17 protein-coding genes are annotated in these 15,445 nt (G+C 45.4%); 7 read left to right on the forward strand and 10 right to left on the reverse strand.

Annotated features, from left to right (window positions below):
- The first annotated feature begins 302 nt into the window (after window positions 1-302).
- A complete protein-coding gene (locus tag ACUVJL_RS19245; RefSeq protein WP_445247300.1) occupies window positions 303-437 on the forward strand; it encodes a hypothetical protein in 135 nt (44 codons plus the stop codon).
- A 164-nt stretch (window positions 438-601) separates the two neighbouring features.
- Here the strand turns inward: ACUVJL_RS19245 and ACUVJL_RS19250 are convergent, their stop codons facing one another.
- A complete protein-coding gene (locus tag ACUVJL_RS19250; RefSeq protein WP_445247301.1) occupies window positions 602-1,171 on the reverse strand; it encodes a PIN domain-containing protein in 570 nt (189 codons plus the stop codon).
- A 3-nt stretch (window positions 1,172-1,174) separates the two neighbouring features.
- Window positions 1,175-1,645 carry a helix-turn-helix domain-containing protein gene (locus tag ACUVJL_RS19255; RefSeq protein ID WP_445247302.1) on the reverse strand — a complete coding sequence of 157 codons (471 nt, stop codon included), beginning with the start codon at window positions 1,643-1,645 and terminating at the stop codon, window positions 1,175-1,177.
- Between the two features lie 90 nt (window positions 1,646-1,735).
- On the opposite strand from ACUVJL_RS19255, the gene ACUVJL_RS19260 reads away from it, so the two are divergent.
- Both ACUVJL_RS19260 and ACUVJL_RS19265 read left to right on the forward strand, forming a co-directional pair.
- Complete coding sequence (locus ACUVJL_RS19260) at window positions 1,736-2,359, forward strand: hypothetical protein (RefSeq protein ID WP_445247303.1); 624 nt, start codon at window positions 1,736-1,738, stop codon at window positions 2,357-2,359.
- Window positions 2,360-2,665: 306 nt separating this feature from the next.
- The gene (locus ACUVJL_RS19265) at window positions 2,666-4,768 is read left to right on the forward strand and encodes a pentapeptide repeat-containing protein (protein ID WP_445247304.1); all 2,103 of its coding nucleotides are present in this window, start codon (window positions 2,666-2,668) and stop codon (window positions 4,766-4,768) included.
- A 144-nt stretch (window positions 4,769-4,912) separates the two neighbouring features.
- Here the strand turns inward: ACUVJL_RS19265 and ACUVJL_RS19270 are convergent, their stop codons facing one another.
- The 6 genes from ACUVJL_RS19270 to ACUVJL_RS19295 form a co-directional block, all read right to left on the reverse strand.
- Complete coding sequence (locus ACUVJL_RS19270; RefSeq protein ID WP_445247305.1) at window positions 4,913-5,494, reverse strand: NADPH-dependent FMN reductase; 582 nt, start codon at window positions 5,492-5,494, stop codon at window positions 4,913-4,915.
- Between the two features lie 335 nt (window positions 5,495-5,829).
- Window positions 5,830-6,465 carry a retron system putative HNH endonuclease gene (locus ACUVJL_RS19275; protein WP_445247306.1) on the reverse strand — a complete coding sequence of 212 codons (636 nt, stop codon included), beginning with the start codon at window positions 6,463-6,465 and terminating at the stop codon, window positions 5,830-5,832.
- Window positions 6,462-7,715: an AAA family ATPase gene (locus ACUVJL_RS19280; protein ID WP_445247307.1), complete on the reverse strand. Its 1,254-nt coding sequence runs from the start codon at window positions 7,713-7,715 to the stop codon at window positions 6,462-6,464. Before ACUVJL_RS19280 ends, ACUVJL_RS19275 begins: the two co-directional genes overlap by 4 nt.
- 52 nt (window positions 7,716-7,767) lie before the next feature.
- Window positions 7,768-8,643 (reverse strand): ChaN family lipoprotein, encoded by an 876-nt coding sequence (locus tag ACUVJL_RS19285; RefSeq protein WP_445247308.1) that lies wholly within the window; start codon window positions 8,641-8,643, stop codon window positions 7,768-7,770.
- Window positions 8,644-9,617: 974 nt separating this feature from the next.
- Window positions 9,618-9,857 (reverse strand): cupin domain-containing protein, encoded by a 240-nt coding sequence (locus ACUVJL_RS19290; RefSeq protein ID WP_445247309.1) that lies wholly within the window; start codon window positions 9,855-9,857, stop codon window positions 9,618-9,620.
- A 218-nt stretch (window positions 9,858-10,075) separates the two neighbouring features.
- A complete protein-coding gene (locus ACUVJL_RS19295) occupies window positions 10,076-10,351 on the reverse strand; it encodes a hypothetical protein (protein ID WP_445247310.1) in 276 nt (91 codons plus the stop codon).
- A 160-nt stretch (window positions 10,352-10,511) separates the two neighbouring features.
- Here ACUVJL_RS19295 and ACUVJL_RS19300 point away from each other — a divergent pair, with 160 nt between their 5' ends.
- The 4 genes from ACUVJL_RS19300 (at window position 10,512) to ACUVJL_RS19315 (ending at window position 13,635) form a co-directional block, all read left to right on the forward strand.
- Window positions 10,512-11,150, forward strand: a complete 639-nt coding sequence (locus tag ACUVJL_RS19300) for a peroxiredoxin (protein ID WP_445247311.1) — start codon at window positions 10,512-10,514, stop codon at window positions 11,148-11,150.
- 299 nt (window positions 11,151-11,449) lie between these two features.
- Entirely contained in the window at window positions 11,450-12,034 is a 585-nt protein-coding gene (locus ACUVJL_RS19305) for a Uma2 family endonuclease (RefSeq protein WP_445247312.1), read from the forward strand.
- 65 nt (window positions 12,035-12,099) lie between these two features.
- The gene (locus ACUVJL_RS19310) at window positions 12,100-13,074 is read left to right on the forward strand and encodes a cysteine synthase A (RefSeq protein ID WP_445247313.1); all 975 of its coding nucleotides are present in this window, start codon (window positions 12,100-12,102) and stop codon (window positions 13,072-13,074) included.
- A 261-nt stretch (window positions 13,075-13,335) separates the two neighbouring features.
- Complete coding sequence (locus tag ACUVJL_RS19315) at window positions 13,336-13,635, forward strand: (2Fe-2S) ferredoxin domain-containing protein (RefSeq protein ID WP_445247314.1); 300 nt, start codon at window positions 13,336-13,338, stop codon at window positions 13,633-13,635.
- Between the two features lie 14 nt (window positions 13,636-13,649).
- Here the strand turns inward: ACUVJL_RS19315 and ACUVJL_RS19320 are convergent, their stop codons facing one another.
- Together ACUVJL_RS19320 and ACUVJL_RS19325 are read right to left on the reverse strand one after the other, a co-directional pair.
- Window positions 13,650-14,885, reverse strand: coding sequence for a hypothetical protein (locus tag ACUVJL_RS19320; protein ID WP_445247315.1), 1,236 nt, complete (start codon window positions 14,883-14,885; stop codon window positions 13,650-13,652).
- A gap of 172 nt (window positions 14,886-15,057) precedes the next feature.
- Window positions 15,058-15,445: HNH endonuclease (locus ACUVJL_RS19325; protein WP_445247316.1), on the reverse strand; the 388-nt coding region annotated here is incomplete at its 5' end.

Below are 15,445 nucleotides of genomic sequence, written 5' to 3' on the forward strand. Positions count from 1 at the left end.
GGCGGGACGCCCATCCCACAATAACAATTAAAATTGTAAGTTATTTAATTCGCGATCCATATCAATTCCGGTAACACCGGAATGATGGTTTGTTGGGAGTGGGGAGTCGGGAGTCGGGGAATGTGGAATTATTGACCTTGACTTTATCATTCCCATGCAACCGGAAACGATATGATTTGCGTGAAGCCAAGCTATCCCGCAGGGAATCGAGCAATTATAAAATAAAACAGCCTGGCAGGCGTGACGGAGGAGTCTCCCACGCCTGCCGTGCTGTTTGGAAGAAATATACCGACCGATGACCGATGACTCAAGTATCCCTGCTCTGGTCTATTTCTGCCAATATGCGATCGGGTGGTTTTCTTTTAGGGCGATCGGGTGATGCGGTGCTGCTACAATTTGTGGTAGTTCTTCAACTAGCTATTATCTCTATAAAATAAAATTCTGCCCGTTTTCAAGTAGAGGCACAATGGAAAATACGTTTACTGGGGTGTTGGAAAAAGTAGATGAGTGGTATATTGGCTGGGTCGAAGAGTTATCCAGTGCGATCGTACAATAAAAAAACTTGGAAGAAAGTCGGGAAAGTCTGCGGTTTGCGATCGAACTAATCTCCATAGCACAATTCTCGCATCCGATTTGCGGACAGCGGCAGTCCCAATTCTACCAGCGTTTGTAAATACTCGTCAGGCGTTTTTGGCGGATTTTTGAGCCTGATTCTTTGTTTCTCGGCTGCTTTGCATACTGTTTGCCAGTTGAGGTCAAGCAAGTCTAAAATAAAATCATCTGGATGCTGCGCTAAAATGTCGTAAGGTGCAAGAGCTTCTTCAGGAAAATCTCTGAGATTGAAAGTAATAATAAACTTAGAACGAGAGTGAATTGCAGCAGCGAGGACATGGCGATCGCCCGGATCGGGAAGTTCTAATTCTTGTATAATTGTCTCATAGCCTTGCACCAAGCAATTTTCAACACTTGTATTCATTAATTTTTTGGTTCGGGCAAGCTGTTCAAATCTTAGATCGGGACGGTTTATAAGTACATTTCTCATCCACTCGTCGTGAGTTTCTTCACTCCAACGTGCCTCAACTATGTCGGTAGTTGCCAACTCTACAAACAAGTCACGAAGAGATGCCGAATACAAAACATTGGCATCGTAAATAACAGTTAAAATTGCCATTTTTTAATGGTACAAACCGAGTGCTTCTGATTCAGATACAAGCATATCCATAATTTTACTGCTTTCTTCGGAACTTTGTTTCTTATAGTCCATTAAATCTTCGTAACGTATCCGGCGACTGTTCCTAACTGTCTTGTAAGGGATTTTTCCCGCATCCAGCAACTCCCGCATATATTTATCGGAAACTCCCAGAATGTCTGCTGCTTGATAAATATGAAGTTCTTTAGTAATTGGAGTTAGCTTGACAGTATTGCCGCTGCTTGTCTGCTGCAAAATTGCTAATAGCAGTGGCAAGGCTGCGGCAGGTATGTCAATTGTCTTTCCCTCTTTTTCGTTTAATATCAATTTGAGGGATTCGCCAGACGGATGATTTTGCAAGTGCGATTCTAAAGCGCGGCTGCTGGTTTTGGCAACCGCTGCTTCTGCTGCTGTGGGCAAAGCAGGTGCTGAGTCTGAATCTCCGGTGAATGTCATGTTAATTTGGGGGTGAGAATAACAGGCAATCAATTATAATTGTAGCAATTTGAGAATGCGATCGCCAAAATCGAGCAAGGAGGTTAACCTGTGGCATACAGCGACTTTACAACTTTAGCGAAAGTTAGAGAATCTTTTAATTTAACCGTAGAAGAACCTTTAGATTTGTTTAGTGATATCCCAGAGGTACAGCCAAGTTCCTATTTGCAAACTACTTTAACTGAAAACCTGTCTTTAGCTACTGCAATTAATACAGAAAAGGCTCGCGCTGAATTAATTATTGCTCCAATATTATTGGAAGTCAGGCGGCAATTTAATTTTCAAGTTGGTTTTTTCTCTGGTTCAGAATTCAATGTAGATGTAGAAGCGGGCTTAAACGGGTATTGCGATTATATTCTCACTGCATCGAAGGATTCCTATGAAATTCGCGCCCCCGTAATTACTCTCACAGAGGCTAAGAATGAAAGTATTAAATCGGGTTTAGGCCAGTGTATTGCAGAAATGGTAGCCGCCCAATTATTTAATCAGCGCAGCGGAGAGCAAATTGAAAGCATTTATGGGGCTGTTACTACGGGTACTGATTGGAAGTTTCTTAAATTGACTAACAGCACAATTTTAATTGACAAGCGAGACTTTTTTATTAATGAAATTAGTCGGATATTGGGCATTTTAACAATGCCGTTTCAAGGCTTTTATTCTATGAATCGCACTTGATGCAGCCAGCGAAATAACAGATACTAGGATTAGGGACACAACATTGCTGTGTCCCTACTGCAAAATGAATTTATTGCCTCATGCGATTAACTTCGACAGCACATTAGATCGGAAATGAACCACCTGAGTTGTTCCATTTGTGAGGAGCGGAAATACAGTTAGAGATACGCAAAGATAGAAAACATCAAAAACCCTTAAAAAACTCTATTTTTCGGCTCGGAGGTAAAATCGGATATAGAAAAATGGAATACATCGGGGGCGTCGCAATATCGAGAGGGCAGGGGAAACCACAACAACAGCACACCGATGAAAGCGAGTCAAGTTTTACAAGAATACAAAAAAGGCAGGCGAGATTTTAAGCGCGTGAGCCTGCGGGGACAGTCGTTTGTCAAGAAAGATTTGTCGGGAGCAAACTTCACCAAGGCCGATATCCGGGGAGCGAACTTCAGCCACGCCACTCTGACAGGGACGAACTTCGCGCGAGCCACGGCGGGACTACAACGGCGCTGGGTGGCGGTGCAGTGGGTGCTGGCACTGCTGATGTCAGCTTTGTCGGGAATTCTGGCATCATATTCCGGGGTGTTTGTAGTGGCTACGAGCCTGTCTGTTGAGAGCCTACTAGAAAAATGGGTATTGAGTATTTTTTTTGCCATCGTCCTAATTGCTATATTTGGTGTGATCGTCTGTCATGGATTTACCGTTCAGGCAGTTAGTTTGATAGCCGTCGCTGGAGCCGTCGCGGTCGCCGTCGCCTTCGCTGTCGCTGTTGGCGGAGCCGGAGCCTTCGCAGGAGCCGTCACCGGAGCCGTCTCCGGAGCCTTCGCTTTAGCGGGAGCCTTCACCTTCGCCGGAGCTGGAGCCGTCGCCATCGCCGGAGCCGGAGCCGGAGCCAGAGCCGGAGCCGGAGCCGTCACTGTCGTCGTCATTGTCGCCGTCACCGTGGCAGGAGCCGTGGCCGGAGCCGTAGCTTTGGCCTTTGCCGTGGCAGGAGCCGTATCAGGAGCCGCCATCCTCTTGAGCCTCTACGTCGCATCGCGAGCTATGAAAGGGGATGAAAAATTTGCCATCGTGCGCCAGTTTGCCATCGCCTTCGGTTCCCTCGGCGGAACTCGCTTCTACTGTGCTACCCTCACTGATGCTAACTTCACCGCAGCTACACTCAAAAACTGCAACTTCCGCGATGCCACTCTCACCCGCACTTGCTGGAAATATACTAAAAAACTCGATCGCGCTCGTCCCGGCAACACCCTCCTAGCACAATCTGCGGTGCGCGAACTCCTCATCACCGGTAAGGGTTACCAGAAATCCTACGAAGGAGCAAACCTCAACGGTGCAAACCTAACGGCAGCAGAACTAGAAGGTGCCAACCTCAAACGCGCCGACTTGAGCCAAGCAACCTTGCACAAAGCCAACCTAAAAAATGCCAACCTCACTGAAACCCTCGCCATCGGCACGGATTTTACTGCCGCCTACCTGACAGGTGCGTGCCTGCAAGCCTGTAATTTCGGCAGCAACCCCCAACTAGCGGGTGTCGATTGTCAGTACGTCTTTTGGCTAGAAACAGAAAATGACAAAGGCAGTCGCGAACGTCTTCCCCACGACCCCGATCGGGTTTTCCAGCCGGGAGATTTTGAAAAGCTTTACAAAAAGATGATGAATGTCGTGCAGATTCTGTTTCGGAATGGCATCGATAAAGAGGCATTCATAGAAGCCTTTCAAAAACTGATGGAGGAGTACCCCGACATCACATTTGATTCGATTAAAAGCTTGGAACGCAAGGACAATGATATCCTGATGACGTTTCAGGTTCCCGAAACCGCAGACAAAGGCAAAATCGAACGCCTGCTTCAAGATCGTTATGAAGCGAACCTGAAAGCTGCTAGACTCCAGGGAGAACTGGAAGCCGAAAAGCGTCACAACCAGGATATGAAAGACCACCTTGCTATTATTTTGGGGAATCCATCCCCCGGCACCCAAATCACTCAAACATATCACTTTATGGCAGAGAATCAAACTATGAACAACAAGATAGACAATAACCGCCAAGGAGATACCTACACTCAAAGTGGCAAATTTGGAGTCGGACACATGAGCGGGGGAGAAATCCAAAGCGGCGCGAAAGTAGCTGGCGAGTTGCACGAAACCCAACCCAAAACCCTCGCCGAATCAGCCGTCGAAATCCAACAATTGCTGCAAATTCTCGATCGCTCCTATCCCCCCGACATCCCCGCCGATACCCAAGCAGAAATCGACGTAGCGGTGAAAGGTATCGCCAAAAATCCAGCACTCAAAGAACGAGTCATCAGCGCGTTGAAATCTGGAGGCATCGAAGCCGTGAAGGAAATCACCGACAATTCTTACGTGAATATTTTGCTAGCAGCTTATGAAGGATGGCAAAATCCAGAGTAGGAATAGCGTAGGGTTGAGTAGTTGGAAAACACGCCCTAGGATGCTTGTCTGTACAATTTCACTTTCAACATGACTTACGTATATGTATAGCTAGATTAGGGACACAACATTGCTGTGTCCCTACTGCAAAATGAATTTATTGCCTCATGCGATTAATTTCGACAGCACATTAGACAACTTAGCACCGAGATTCTCAACAGAGTCCTGCTGTGTGGGATCTTTCATCGTACCGTCAGCATTAAATACTTGAAAAGCTTGGGGAATTGCTTTCTGATCCGGCAGTACCAATACGTTAATATTCCCCAGGATCGATCGCAAATGCACTAATCCCCGCAAACCGCCGAGTCCGCCTGGGGAAGCACTCATAATTACCGCTACTTTGCCCGTAAATGCCACCAATCCCGGTTCACCCGCTGCTGGGCGCGATACCCAATCGATCGCATTTTTTAACACAGGGGTAATTGAACTGTTATACTCAGGGGAAGCTATTAAAAACCCGTGATGCGCTACCATCAATTCCTTCAATTTGCGGGCATTTTCTGGCATTCCCTCTTGTGCTTCTAAATCTTCGTCAAATAGCGGCATCGGCAAATCGCGCAAATCTACATAAGTAACTTCTGCGCCCGCCGCCCTAGCCCCAGCCGCCGCAACTTTTACCAGCAGTTTGTTGTAGGATGCTTCGCGGGTACTTCCGGCAAATGCGAGAATTTTTGGTGTATTTGTCATTGATTTTTTCCTGATATTTTGACAAGATAATCTTGACATTTCCAAGATAAATCTTAGCAAAGGAAGTGGCTCGCTGTCTCTTGCCTTAACATATATTAGTTAAATAAATAATCACCCATAAAAAACCGGGCAGGCGTGATGGAGGAGTCTCCCACACCAGGCGCGCGGTTTGTAGTAAATATAACCGACCGATGAGCGATATGTAAAGTGTGCCTTGGTGCATCGAGTTTCTGGAATCTGCGGGCGATTTAATTTTGTGCTATCGGGTGATGCGGTGGGGTAAAGTTTATATTAAGTCCGATCGCCGATCGCGCAATCTTTGGGTAACATTAAACTTAAGAAACACCAAAATAATCTTTGAGAAAATACAAAACTGCATTACAAAAAGGCTGGTATCGCCCTTGTGCATTCATTTGTTGACAAACTTGAGCTAATAATTCTGCCTCTTCCTGTGTCATGATTCCTTGCAAGGCTTCAAGTGCTTGAATTCGTCCCTGCATTAAGTCATAATGATTGAGTCCCAAAACTTCAATGGTTGTTTGAGCATCTTTTTGATGAGCTAAATTATTTGCAGTTGGCAGTATCTCACCAGTGCTAGAGTAATTAAAAAATTCTTCACAGTTGGCTTGTAGTGGCGAAACCCCGATCGCAAGATTCTGCTTCTTATTGCCACAATACTCTGGCCAATTTGGATCTCTGCCACAAGAGCCTAGCATATTTGTGTAATCAAGAGATAATTCTGAATCAGTCTTGCTCTGGGGGGCTAAATGTTCAATATGGCTATTGCTTTGCTCAACTCTCATACAGCAGTAGCAGCAAATATAGCCTTGTTCACTTAGCAAAGAAATGTGTACCGCTGCTTTCTCAGGGTTGGAAAGATATTTGTAATCATAGTTGACACCGATAGACTTCTGTGTAGCCTTCCATTCGGAAAAATTTTGAGGTTCTTTTCCCTTTTGAATATATTTCATTTATTGAGAATTTCCTTGCGTTGAATTAGCCAATCTGCTCTCACAAATTCAGGATCTTCTTCTCCCATTCTGTGTGCTAATTCTTGGCGAAATTGCCGTGCCTTTCCGAGTTCGCCCTTGTCTATCAAGCGAAACAATTCACGTAAATTTTCCTTAATTTCCTGCCGACGTTCGGGAGTTCCCATAAGCGTTTCTAGAATCCGATTGCTATCTTTCCCAAAGGATGGTACTCGCTCGATCGCAATTCCTTCAGATGTTGACCTCAAAAGATGAACCCATTTGAGATCGCTGATTACCTGTGGCGAATGAGTCGTAATTATAAACTGGCAATTTGGGAATGTTTTTTTCAGATTCGGAATAATCGCCCGTTGCCATTTTGGGTGCAAGTGGAGCTCAATCTCGTCAATCAAAACAACGCCGGAACCCTCAAGCGGATTGCAATCTGGATTCGGATTTGCGATCGCCAAACGCCTTGCTAAATCTCCTGCTAGTGTTAACAAGCATTTTTCACCATCGGATAGTTGATTGACGATCAGTTCCTCGTCTTGTTTGTTTACAGTCATTCGCAAAGGCGATCGCCTAACTCGTAAATTTGACCAGCCTTCTAGTAAGTTAGCGAACGCATATCTGACTGCTTCTAGTTGGCGATCGCGATACTGAGCAGAATCATTTAGTCGTAATTCGTATTCTAAATCTTCCCGATCTCTAAACCATTCAAAAAAGCGCCTAAAATCGATCTGCCCTCCCGTGAGAACCTCGTCATAAGCAGTTATCGGCTCAGACGAATGTTTCGTCTTAATCTCCAAAGGAATATCAAGTACGGCACGGTTAGTTGGATAGTAAACAGCCAGAGGCAATGCTGCGTAAGAATTAGCATCTAACTGACTGTGTATGTTATCGACAACTCCTTTTAAGTCCCCAAGGTTGCTGCTAGTATCCTTGCTTCGCCCTTTCCTGACCTTGGTTAAAGACCATACCACTTCCGGCCAGTCATTGATTGAAATTGTAATTTCGTTGTGAGTTTCTTTGCATCCGTTTTTGATATCATCTTCGTTGAAAGAACGTCCAGAACTATTGGGAGTTTGAATTCGCTTTGTCAGCCAGGAGAGAAGAATAGCCAAACACTCAAGTATGCTGGACTTCCCCACACCGTTGATACCGATGAACACAGTCGGCTCATCGGTATCAAACTCCAGGGTCAAATCGCTGATGCCTCGGAATGAGTTCATTTTTAGACGCTTGACTTTCACGATTTGGTTCTCCCTCTGGCTGAGTGGGTTATATTTTTGAGATCATATCAAATCAATGCTTCCAAACAAAGTCAGCAATGGGTCTATCTGCCGACAAAGGAAGATTTTCACTGGAATTGAATAAAACCGATCGCACTTTTACATTCCCGACTCCCAAACGCCTCTCGACGCGACTGGGAATGCCGTAACCGTAAATAATGTGTCCTTTACCCGCCAACACCACAACTTGATAGTCGGGGTTTGCTTTGACAAATCCAGCTATTTTTTCCGCCATAGTTTCGTCCCACAAAACTTGGGCTTGCAAAAATCTTTCAAAAGCCGTACTATTTCCCTGTCCTGCCTTTTGGTGTTGCTGGAAAACTTCTAGCAGCAGTTGCCGGTATTCGGCGTTGTCGGTGCGAATTTCGGATATTGGCGGAATGTGCTTTTTTTCCTCTGCTGTGAGGCTTTCTAAACCTTGACTGGCAACTTTTCTCGTTACTTCGGATGGTGTATTTAAGGCGAGGACAGGTAGTTGATTTTCTTTGGCAAACCGCAAAATGGGGGCGTAAGATTCCCAGGGAAAGGGCCATCTGCGATCGTACTCTGTTTGCTCGACTAATTGCTCTTGGGTCAGTTTACCTGCTAAGTAGTTGTCGATCGCACTTTGAAAGGGACGCTGAAACATTTCCATCGCGATCGCAATTTTCCGATTTTGCCGCTGCATTTCTCGGAGAATCGCCAGTTGAGCTTGGTGGTCTTCTGCGCTATCGTGGGTTTCTCCCAGATAAACGACTTTTGCCTTCACCAACTGTTGCAGAATCTCTTGGTTAGTGTAAGTCTGCCCAGGTTGAGGGTTCGCCGTCGTTGAAGCAGCCGCTGCACTGCTGCACAGTAGAAAGATACTCAGCGATAAGGCGCACAGTTTGATGAGTTTGGTTGTTTTCATCAAAAAAATGGGTAGAAACCCCGTCCTTCTAGGACGGCTTTATATTGTCTTTTTTTGATTACTACCGCCTTGGGACTGGTTGGCGGGAGTGTGCTTTTGTGTGGCACTTTCAGCGGGACAATTACCGCCTCAAACTTCCCAGCCCTGTACGCATAGTGTTTTGCTCTTTCGAGCCTCCCTTTCGGGGTAGAAGAGACGACCTGCCAGGTCGTCTGTACTGCGCCAAGGTTTAGTGAGCTTGTTGGGCCCAAAGCACTGCCCCAGTGACCTTAGGGCTGTTTAACCTTCAGCGACAGAGCGGAAAACTGGCTTCGCATTCTCCGGTGTCGTGACTCAAAAAACGTAGTCAGTTAAGACTTAGGCTGGTCAGAATGGCTTGTCAGATTACTCTTCCAAGCCTCACGCCTTGATAGCTGAGGTTCCTGACACAAATATTATGCCGTTTCTCGCAGCAGCAGGCACAGCCGAACTCTACTATTTTAGCTGAGCAGCTAGAAAGCTCGATGCTTAATTTAACTTCATAATTATCCGCAGTTACTTCTAAAATGTAAAGTTTAGTTGCGGGTACTTGCGCTTCTAGAAGAAGGTGCTAAATTAATAATATGAAGCGAACAAAAAGCTTCTCCGACAGATACCACATCCAGATACCACAGCGAAGTTCACAATAGAATCTAAGGAGTAAAACGCTGTTTAATCTCACATCTGTCTCATTAAAAACCAATAGCAGCACCCACCAACAAAGCTGATACTTCCTCAAATAATTAGAGGGGAGCAATGCAACTGAATCCCAGGATTATTGCAACTCCGCATCGAAGTTGAAAAAAGAGGAAATCACTCGGTACATAAGGCTGGGTGCTGTTGTTGTTAAAAGAGATTTTCGGTTTGTGATATTTTTTTCAGTAGAGACAGAGCCTCTAGATATGTGTTACCGGGCAGAGCATGGTAACGAGCATAAAAAGAGAAAAACTAGAAAATTACTCGAAAATTGTCTCGTCTTCCTTTCGCCACGCGGGATCGACGATACAAATAAATATTAGCGGCTCTGTGCCACAGTTGTAAATAAACTGCTTGGCGTTTGGGGGAATGTAAACTGTATCTCCGGCTTCCACCAATTGATTTTCGTCGTCGATGTGCATCTCCCCAACGCCGCTGAGGATGTAGTAAACTTCAGAAGTTGTTAGGGAGTGCAGCGCAGAAGTTTGTCCCGGTGGCAAAGTGGCGTGGGCTAAACTCTAACGCAAATCTACAGCTTGTTTGTCTGGATGCAGCAATTCTCGCAGTTGAGTACCGTCGCCTGCAATAAACTCGTCGCAGGCATTTAGCTTTTGAATTAGCATTCTTTCCACACTCCTTAAAATCTCTTTACCACAACTTAAGTTTAATTGAAAGAGCAAGAGATGTTAAGAAATATGTAAAGCGGCGGCCGGATTTTTTAACCGTAAGTTCCCGAATGCGATCGATAATCAGGACAGTCGATCGCATCTTCAGATAAAGCTATAGTAGGCTGAACGGGACACTTGAGGTGGTAGTCGCCGGTGAAAAATACGCAGTTAGCACAAGGGATTTGGTGCATCCGCTGAGCTCGGCGCATGGAGTCGGAGACAGTACGCCCGATACTCGAAAAGAGCAAAAAAACTAAACCCCAGGCGGAGACAAAACACAGCGGGACTAAAACAGGCTGTATTGCCTTAAGCAAAAAGTAAAGCATAGCAAGAAAATTCAGCGTTAGAAGCCATACATACATTACAGTAGTGGAATTGGCGCTCGATCGACCCAAAAGTTTAGAATCCTTTACAGCTCGATCGAGAAACCGGGGAATTATGGCATGATAAGGAACAGTCCTTAAATAAAATTAGAGCAAATCAGTTATGACTCTGCGATTAGGCGATACAGTTCCGAACTTTACCCAAGCTTCGTCTGAAGGGGAAATCAATTTCTACGAATGGGCCGGCGATAGCTGGGTCGTGTTGTTTTCCCACCCGAAAGACTATACTCCAGTGTGCACCACAGAACTCGGTGCAGTGGCCCGTCTCAAGTCTGAATTTGAAAAGCGGGGTGTCAAAACCATTGCCCTCAGCGTCGATGATGTAGATTCTCACATGGGGTGGATTAAAGATATTGAGGAAACTCAAAAAGTCACCCTCAATTATCCGATTTTAGCAGATGGCGATCGTAAAGTCTCCGACATTTACGACATGATCCATCCCAACTCGCTGAACAACTTAACAATCCGCACAGTTTTTGTAATTGACCCGCAAAAGAAATTGCGTTTGAGCATTACTTATCCGGCGAGCACTGGTCGGAATTTTAATGAGATTTTGCGAGTAATTGATTCCTTGCAACTTACCGACAAATACAGCGTTGCGACTCCAGTTGATTGGAAAGACGGCGACGATTGCGTAATCGTACCTTCGATTACCGACCCCGCAGAGTTGGCAGAGAAATTTCCTAAAGGCTACACCCCGATTAAGCCTTATTTGCGGATGACTCCTCAGCCGAATAAATAGGTTTAACATTCCTGGAAGCAGAACCTAATTATGTAGGGTGCCCGCGGAGCACCTTACCTCTATAATTCGCGCGTCATATCAAATCCGTTGACATCGGAATTATTATCTCTCTCTTCTCTTTCTCTGTGTCCTCTGTGCCCTCTGTGGTTTAATCATTCCGATACAACCGGAATTGATCCCACACCAGCTTGTAGCTAGGACTTGAGTCCTTAACCTGATTTTTGAGGACTCAAGTCCTCACTATAAACAAAGAAATTGTGCAATCTTGTCTGAACAATTTAGAGTGGAGGAAAGGCAAAATGATGTCATCAACAATTGTGTTGCGAATACCGCCCAAATTGCAAATGACAGACGACGAGTTTTTCGAGTTATGTCAAATCAATAGTGAGTTACGCATTGAACGCAACAAATCGGGAGAATTGCTAATTATGCCCCCTACTGGTTCGGAGACGGGAAACCGAGAAGGTAATATATTTGGACCGCTGTGGGTTTGGGCAGAACAAAATGGTACTGGTTTAGCGTTTACTTCGAGTACAGGATTTACTCTGTCAACAGGTGCACAAAAGTCGCCGGATGCTGCTTGGATAAAATTGGAAAGATGGAATGCTTTGTCACCAGAACAAAAGCAAAAGTTTGCCCCGATTTGCCCTGATTTTGTAGTAGAACTGAGGTCGGCTTCTGACAATCTCAAGCCATTGCAAGAAAAAATGCAAGAATATATGAGAGAACCAGGAGTGCAGTTAGGCTGGTTGATTGACCGCAAAAATCGCAGAGTTTACATCTATCGTCCCGGTTTGCCAGAGGAATGTTTGGAGAATCCCGCGACAGTCAGCGGCGACCCTGTTTTGCCCGGATTCGTACTCAATATGAGCAAGATTTGGTAGAACTGCTAGCAATAAATATCAACTTATTGTAAAAATTAATAATATGATGCAAACACGCAAAAAATATGGATATTAAAAACGGCTTTGTAGGCACAATCGGCAACACCCCACTAATTCGCTTAAACAGCTTCAGCGATGAAACTGGCTGCGAAATTCTCGGCAAAGCAGAGTTCCTCAATCCCGGCGGTTCCGTTAAAGATAGGGCAGCTTTTTACATCATCAAAGATGCAGAAGAAAAAGGCTTGCTGAAACCGGGCGGCACTGTTGTTGAAGGCACTGCGGGCAATACTGGCATCGGTTTGGCACACATTTGCAACGCTAAAGGTTACAAATGTTTGATTGTGATTCCCGATAACCAATCTCAAGAAAAAATCGATGCTTTGAAAACCTTGGGCGCTGAAGTTCGGACTGTTCCCGCTGTTCCTTACAAAGACCCGAATAATTATGTCAAATTGTCGGGAAGATTGGCGGAGGAAATGGAGAATGCTGTCTGGGCAAATCAGTTTGACAATTTAGCCAATCGCCGAGCTCATTACGAGACAACTGGCCCGGAAATTTGGGAACAAACCAACGGTAAAATTGATGCTTGGGTAACAGCTACGGGTACCGGCGGCACTTTTGCGGGCGTAGGAATGTTTTTGAAAGAAAAAAATCCTGCTGTGAGAATTGTCTTGGCAGACCCGATGGGCAGCGGGCTTTACAGTTATTTCAAAACAGGAGAAATTAAGACTGAAGGTAGTTCGATTACTGAGGGAATTGGCACCACTCGCGTCACTGCAAATATGGAGAATGCCCCGGTAGACGACGCCATTCAAATTAACGATACTGAAGCTGTGCGGGTGATTTACCAACTGCTGAGGAAAGAAGGGCTGTTTATGGGCGGTTCTGTGGGGATTAATGTGGGGGCGGCGGTGGCTTTAGCGAAGCAAATGGGGCCTGGACATACGATTGTTACGGTACTCTGCGACGGCGGGGCTCGGTATCAGTCGCGTTTGTTCGATCGACAATGGTTGGCTTCCAAAGGTTTGTCACCAGATTAACCGTAGGGTGCGCTGAAGTCTTAAGTTGTCCCGCATCTAAATTGTATTTTTCGGGCGGGCGGGACGCCCACCCCACAATAATTTTATCCAACTCTACTCGTTACCAGGCTCTGTCTCGAATTTTCCTCTGCAAGCAAGGCTCTTTCTCTGGAAATTTGTTCTCCGGCTCTGCCTGGAAGTTAAAATTTAAGTATATATGGCCACACCTATTCCCATGATAAAAAAATACCATATATGTAGCAGACTGTCAAGTAAAAAAACATGAAAATCAAAGAATCTTCTAGGCAAGTTCTTGTTTGTCAAAACCGCACTTGTCGCAAGCAAAGTGCAGCAAAGGTACTCGCAGCTTTAGAGCAATTGTCGCCCTCAGAAGTTGAAGTTGTTGCTAGCAGTTGTTTGGGACAGTGCGGCAACGGGCCAATGGTGTTGGTGCTGCCAGAAGAGGTTTGGTACAATGGCGTTTGCCCTGAAGAAGTTCCTACAATAACTGAGCAACATTTGCGGGGAGGAAAGCCGGTGGAGAGGATGCTTTACCGCAAGTTTCACAGGCTTTCTAAGTAGTCGATCGCCCGCGTTTAAGAAAATTCTTCCGCCAACAAGCGGCGGAGAATTTCGGTGACTTCGGCGCAGACTCTGGCGTCGATTTCTATGGCAGGGCGATCGACATTGCTGGAACTGTCTAAAACTTTTTGGGCCCGCAAAGTCATGGCTAAAGTTCTGAGTTTGGCCGGCCCTCCCGCAGCATGAGGCCGTTCGTCAACAAACCGCACTAAAGCCAGATAAACTGTTTCTACGGTTCCCCTGAGCGAACTCACTCCGTAACCCAATTTTGAGATAATTACTGGAGAAGTGATGCGGCTATCCATCCCCAAAGTTTTAATTGCTTCGTCCGCGTATCGAGCGCTGTCATGTCCCATGGCTCTAACAATGGTTTTTAAGCTGTTCCACTGACATCCTTTCAGGCGCGATCGCTGTTCGAGGTGGAAGTGCCATCCTAACATGGAAATCAGCCTGGTCAAGTCATAAGCAGATACGGAATTATTTTGTTTAGCGCTGTTTACTGCTGCAGTTAGCAGCACTTGTTTTTTGCTGAGATTGAATATTTTTGGGTTGTTGAGATAAGGGTTTTCGCCGTAATCGCCGCGAAAAGTTAGGTCGTTATTGCCAGTAGTGTTCTTCAGCCACTGTTCTAGTCCTATGCGAGTATCGAAGCGTTTGAACATCGCTGCTAAGGAGTTTGAAGTTGCTATATTTGCACTATAGCTAATCATGTCTTGTGCTAAATCATCAAAGTTAAAATCCTGTTTTTGCCCGTTGCCATCTCTAATAACGCAGTTGTCAATGTCGCAGTCGGGATATTTGGTATTTACTTGACTGACGATATTAAGGAGTGGGATAATTTTAGTGGCACTCCAAAACTCAGCTTTGGTAAGTGCGTTTTTTCCCAGCCACTGCGCCTGAATTTTGCCGTCTACAAAAGTACCAATGCAAACGCAGGCTTGTTTGATGTCTTCGTGGAGAAAATTTAAAGCTTGAGGGTCAATTTGAGGTAGTTCTCCCAGGCTGGGAAAGGCGGTAAGTTTGAGGCGGTTATTGGGTTCGGGAATATAGCTAATTACTTTTAAGCCGTCGGGTTTCTGTTTGAGATACTCGGGATAGTTGGTAATTTCTTTTTGGTAAGGCGAGTTTTGAATGCCCCGGTCTAAAAAGGCTAATTTTTCTGAGTTAGCTTTGGCATCTATTTCGATTTGGAGGTAGTTTTTGAAGAGGCGCGCTCGGTCTTTTGCGAGTTCGAGGGAGGTGAGGTTCATGATAATAGTTGGCAGCTTGTTACGAATAAGTAAATCACTATACTAGGATTTAGGCAAAAAAAACCGGGTTGCTCTGCAAAATTTTGGGTTGGGAAACGAAAAATTTATGAAGAAACCGGGTTTCAGGCAGTAACTGTGTCCAGGACTATATACCTGAGTGCGGGCCCTGGGATCAAGCTTTTTTGCCGCGTACTTGAATACGTTTGTCGGTTTTTTGTTTCTTAATCCAAGAGACAAATTTATGGAGTTCAGGGTCATTTTTGAGCTTTTCCAGGGTATTGAGCTCTTGGGCAAGGTGTTTGTTGTCAAATAGAGAGTGAATCTGGCGGTGACAAGCCGAGCAAATGTCGATTGTCGGGCTGGGATCTTCGTTTTTCCGCTTGGTGTTTTGTTTGGGGATGAGGTGATGGGCGGTTAATGCTTCCATTTGTCGATCGCACAATTCGCACTGCATAATTTTCTCAATGCTGCTGGATAGGAGAATTGCTACTTTTAGTTTATAGCCTTTCTCAGTAACATGGGGCATAGGCCTCCGTGGGCATAGGGCATAGGCCTCCGTG

Source organism: Microcoleus sp. OTE_8_concoct_300 (assembly GCF_031383065.1).
Taxonomy (GTDB): Bacteria; Cyanobacteriota; Cyanobacteriia; order Cyanobacteriales; family Microcoleaceae; genus Microcoleus.